Annotated in this window: 6 protein-coding genes; all 6 read right to left on the bottom strand. The window is 63.9% G+C overall.

Annotated elements, in window-relative coordinates; all coding sequences use genetic code 11:
* Positions 1–304: FAD-binding protein (locus WBF82_RS03580; protein WP_424381722.1), on the bottom strand; the 304-nt coding region annotated here is incomplete at its 3' end.
* Positions 301–1,665: an aromatic ring-hydroxylating oxygenase subunit alpha gene (locus tag WBF82_RS03575; protein ID WP_424381721.1), complete on the bottom strand. Its 1,365-nt coding sequence runs from the start codon at positions 1,663–1,665 to the stop codon at positions 301–303. The genes WBF82_RS03575 and WBF82_RS03580, both read right to left, overlap by 4 nt.
* A 17-nt stretch (positions 1,666–1,682) precedes the next feature.
* Positions 1,683–3,215 carry an acyl-CoA synthetase gene (locus tag WBF82_RS03570; protein WP_424381723.1) on the bottom strand — a complete coding sequence of 511 codons (1,533 nt, stop codon included), beginning with the start codon at positions 3,213–3,215 and terminating at the stop codon, positions 1,683–1,685.
* A gap of 16 nt (positions 3,216–3,231) precedes the next feature.
* The gene (locus WBF82_RS03565; RefSeq protein WP_424381720.1) at positions 3,232–4,104 is read right to left on the bottom strand and encodes an enoyl-CoA hydratase-related protein; all 873 of its coding nucleotides are present in this window, start codon (positions 4,102–4,104) and stop codon (positions 3,232–3,234) included.
* 17 nt (positions 4,105–4,121) lie between these two features.
* A complete protein-coding gene (locus WBF82_RS03560) occupies positions 4,122–4,358 on the bottom strand; it encodes a biotin/lipoyl-containing protein (protein WP_424381719.1) in 237 nt (78 codons plus the stop codon).
* Positions 4,351–4,958, bottom strand: a 608-nt coding sequence (locus WBF82_RS03555) for an alpha-ketoacid dehydrogenase subunit beta (RefSeq protein WP_424381718.1), incomplete at its 5' end; no start/stop codon positions are given. The genes WBF82_RS03560 and WBF82_RS03555, both read right to left, overlap by 8 nt.

The raw sequence follows: 4,958 nt of genomic DNA, 5'->3' as shown, positions 1-4,958 counted from the left end.
AGCCGGCCGTCAGGAACATCTCGCGGCGGGCGGACGACGAGGGTGCGCCGATGTCGCCGACGACGTCGGCGAGATAAGCCAGCCCGTCCTCATGCGAATCCGCTATGCCGTCGGCCCGCATCAACGGATTGTTGGGCAGCCAGACGATGCCGCCGGACAGCCCCGTCGATCCGCCGACCAGCGCTTGCTTTTCGACGATCAGCGGCTCGAGACCGCTATCGAGCGCGGCGAGCCCCGCCACCATCCCCCCGCCACCGCTGCCCGCAATGAGCAGGTCGACGGTGTGATCCCATTGGGTCGTCATCGTGCCTCCGGGTTGAATCCGAGATCGGCGATCGGAACATCGATGGTGGTGTTGGTTTTTTGAATCGCCGGGACCAGGGTTTCGTACGGCAAGCCTGCGAGGAAGCCGTCGACGACCCGTTCGAAGTTCGAGATCAGCCCTTCGATCTGGTCCGACAGGCGCATATACTCGAATCCCTTGGAATGCAACCCTTTTTGCTGTCGCGGCAAGTTCGAGAAGTCCTGCGCCGGGATCGGTGGCCAGCGCGGGTCGTCCGGCGCCATGGGTACGGGTGGTGTCGGCTTGGGCGTGCTCTGGTCGGGTGGGATGCGGGTCAGCGACCAGATCTCGAACAGCGTTTCTTCGGGACCCAGCGGCCGGATCCGGTACGACGAGGCGCTGCTGTATTGAGGCAGCACAAAGTAATGCGGGAAGCAGAAATTGATCGCCTCGGTGATGCCCTGACGCGCCAACTCGTTGAGGTCGGGGATGTCGCAGCCCCGGGCTCGGTGCCAGTGCACGATGGCGTCGTTGAGGGTGCTGCGCCAGACGGCCATCGCCTCGGCCGGATCGGACGGCAGCTCCATGTCCTGCAAACCTTCTGCGATGCGGACGTCGTTCTCGTGGGTCATGCCGGCCATGCCCTCGCCGAGCGTTCGCATGAAATAAATGTTGGTCTGGGCCAGCCCCGGTGGTTGCGACGCGTTGGGCATTGAGGATGGCAGCAATTGGGGGTGGGTCTGCGGGACGTGGTAGCCCTCCATGAAGGCGGCGGTTGCCAGCTTCCAGTTCACCGGCAGCCGGCACGACTCCCACCACTCGACGCGCAGCGACTCCACCTTCCAGGCGTCGTAGATCGAAGCGAACGGCTCGAAACAGTCACGCAACGGTGGCGCGTCGTCGTCGAGGTTGATCCACGCGCACCCGCCCCAGAGCTCACACCTGACCGATACGAGGCGAAGATCCTCCGGGTCCAGGTTGTGCTCGTCGAACTCCTCCGGCCTCAGCACGAAGGTGTTGCGTCCGTCCATTCCCCAGCACCAGCCATGGAACGGGCACACGAAGGTGCGCCGATTCCCGTTGCCCTCCACCAGCTTTACCCCACGATGGCGGCAGGCGTTGTGGTAGGCGCGCACGTTGTCCGCGTCCAGCCGGACCACGATGATGGACTCGTTGAGGATCTCGTACTCGACGTAGTCGCCCGGCTTCGGGATTTCCTCGAGGCGACATGCCATCTGCCACACCCGTGGCCAGAGCAGTTCGGTCTCGAGCGCGTAGAACTCCGGGTCGTAGTACCGCTGCTTGGGAATACGGTCGGCGGCTTGGACCGCCCACGGCACCGGAAGCGGAGTCCAATTCACGTTAGTCTTCTGAGTGGTCATGCTGCCCAATCCCTCGTTCATAAGATCCGTGATGCCCGGCCTTGCCAGTACCGTTCGCGGATACGCCTCTTGTAGAGCTTTCCGTTCGGGTCCCGCGGCAGGGTGTCGAATTCAACTGTGCGGGGACACTTATAGCCGGCGAGGTGTGCTCGGCAGTACTCGATGAGCTCGGCTTCGAGGTCGGGCCCCGGCGGGACGCCGTCGACCGGTTGCACGACGGCTTTGACTTCTTCGCCGAACTCGTCGTTGGGAACGCCGAACACCGCCGCGTCGACCAGTTTGGGATGCATCACCAGCAGGTTCTCCGCCTCCTGCGGGTAGATGTTCACCCCGCCGGAGACGATCATGAACGTCGATCGGTCGGTCAGGTACATGTATCCGTCCTCGTCGACATAGCCCATATCTCCCAAGGAGCGCCAGCCGCGGTCGTTGTACACTGACGCGGTCTTGGCGGCGTCCTTGAAGTACTCGAACGCGGGTCCACCTTCAAAGTAAAGCTCGCCGGACTGCCCGACGGGAAGTTCCCGTCCGTCCTCGCCGACCACGTGCACCGGGGCCATCGGTATGCCCACCGAGCCGGGATGAGCGAGCCACTCCTCGGGCCCGATTGTGGTGCCGGCGAACCCCTCTGTGCCGCCGTAGTATTCGTGAATGGTCGGCCCGAACCAGTCCATCATCGCGTGCTTGACATCTACCGGGCACGGCGCTGCTGCGTGGATAACACACGTCAGGCTAGAGACGTCGTATTTCTCGCGAACGGCCTTCGGCAGCTTGAGCATCCGCACGAACATTGTCGGCACGAACTGCGCGTGGGTGACCCGATGCGTCTCGATCAACCGGAGCACTGCTTCCGCGTCGAACTTGCGCATGATGATCGCGGCCGCGCCCACGCGGTTGACCGCCATCGTGTAGTTGACCCCGGCGGCGTGATACAGCGGTGCCGGTGACAGGTACACGCTGTCGGCACGCATGCCGTACTTGTGGATCAGCGCCATCTCCAGGACCGACTGGGCCCACGAGCCGTTGCCGTCCGTCGGAAGCGGTCGGCGAACGGCCTTGGGCCGCCCGGTGGTGCCCGACGAGTACAGCATCTCCGAACCGTCCGAGACCGGCGGTGCAGCACCGGCCGTCGCCACAGCGTCGTCGTAGGATTGCCAGCCCGCCAAATCACCGCCGACCGCGATGTGAACCCGGACGGCAGCATTGGCATTGCGCAGATGTGTAGCGACATCGCCCATCGACGCGTCGACGAACACCGCCTTTGCGTCGGAGTCGTCAATGACGTAGGCAACTTCCTCGGGCGTGAAGTGGGTGTTGACAGCGGTGTAGTAAAGCCCGGAACACTGGCAGCCCCAGGTGATTTCGAAGAACTCAGGCCGGTTCGGCAATACCAGGGCCACTCCGTCGCCGCGGCGCAACCCGGCGCTGTGCAGCACCGCGGCGACCCGTCGGCTGCGGGCATGCAACTCACCGAACGAGACCGTTTCGCCGTCGGACATGATCAACGCCGGCGACTCTGCGGCGCTGACCGCGTGATCGGCGATATTCACCAGCAGACCCGAGAGATTAAGTAGCCGTCGCGCCGTCGCTCGATGCGGCGGCGGCGGCCTGGCGCCTGGCATGCTCGGACGGCAGCACCTTGTCCTTGAACACGGTCTGAATCAGCTGCTGCACGTCCTTGCTGATCGACGCGAGCGCGACCAGGTCGTTGGAGCTCTGCCAGTGCACCCGCATACCCATCAGCTCCCAGGCCCGCTTCAGGTTGGCCTTGGTCAGCATCAGCGTCGTCAACGGGGCCTGCGCGATGTGGCGGGCGATCGCGTCCACGCGGTCGTCCAGGTCCTCCCGCTTGACCACCTCGTTGACGAGGCCGACCTCCAGCGCCTTCTTGGCGTCGATCACTTCGGCGGTGAACAGATAGTAGGCGGCTCGGCGCCAGTTCATGAACACCCAAGGCTCGATGGAACATTCGCCGGACGGCATGCCAAACCCCTGCAGGGGCGGGTAAGAGAAGTAGGCGTCCTCGGAGGCGATGACGATGTCGGTGGTCAGGCCCATGTGCGTACCGCCGCCCACGCAGTAGCCGTGCACCTGCGCGATGGTGGGCTTGGAGAACTCCCACAGATTCAGGGTTGGCTTGACGAAGAGATCCGACTGCGCCTTCCAGGGGTGGCCGGTTACCATGGCGTTCTCCACGAACGACGGGTAGTCGACGGCGTTATTGCCGATCGCGTGTCCGGAGCAGAACCCTTTGCCGTTGGCCTTGAGCACCAGCACCTTGATGTCGTAGTCGCGGTCGGCATCCAGCAGCGCCGCGTCGACTTCTTCGGCCAGCTTCTGGTCCTGGGCATTGGCCTTCTCGGGCCAGTTCAGCGTGATCTTGGCGATGGCCCCTTCCTTTTGGTAGATGATTCGTTCGCGGGTCTCGTTGAGGTCCATATCTGCTTGCCCTTTCGTTATGACGTAATGACGCCGATTTCGGCGCCGATGTCGTAGGTCGTGCCGATCTGGCCCGTCCATTGCACGGTGCCCGAGGCCCCGGCTTCGATTTCCTGTTCCACCTTCTCGGTGGCAATCACATAGATCGGCGTGCCCTCCTCGACATGCTCCCCGGCATCGACAAGGAAGCCGGTCAGCTCGGCTTCCGAGACGGCCACCGATACCCGTGGGATGCGAATGACGAAGTCAACCACGGATTTTCGCTTTCTCCAGGGTGCGCTGAACGGCGTCGACAATGCGCGCTGCCGACGGGTAGACCTGCGCCTCCAGCTCGGCGGCGGCGGGGTTGGGGACGAACCTGGCACCCACCCGCTCGACGGGTGCGGCCAATTCACCGAAGAGTTCGGACTGCAGGATTGCGGCGATCTCTGCTCCTGGCCCGGCGAATTGGACTGCGTCATGGATGACGACGGCTCTTCGGGTACGCCGTGCGGATTCGACGATCGTCTCGACGTCGAGGGGGACCAGGGTTCGTAGGTCGACGACCTCCGCGCTCACCCCCTGATCGGCCAATGTCCCTGCGGCCGCTAGGGCCTCGTGCACGCTGCGGCCGTAGCTGATCAAGCTGACGTCGGTGCCGGATCGTTTGATGTCGGCCTGGCCGAGCGGAATTGAGAAACCGGGCTCGACGGGAACGGGTCCCTTTTTGCCTTGCAGACGAATGGTTTCGACGAACAGGCAGGGGTCCTCGTCGAAGATGGCCGACGTCAGCAGGCCTTTGCCGTCGCGTGGGGTGGACGGCACGATCACCTTCATCCCAGGGATGTGCATGAACCAAGCTTCCAGGCTTTGCG

Source organism: Mycobacterium sp., from assembly GCF_049673265.1.
GTDB lineage: Bacteria > Actinomycetota > Actinomycetes > Mycobacteriales > Mycobacteriaceae > Mycobacterium.
Note: the sequence above shows the minus strand (reverse complement) of the source record. Positions and strands in the feature narration are given on the sequence as shown.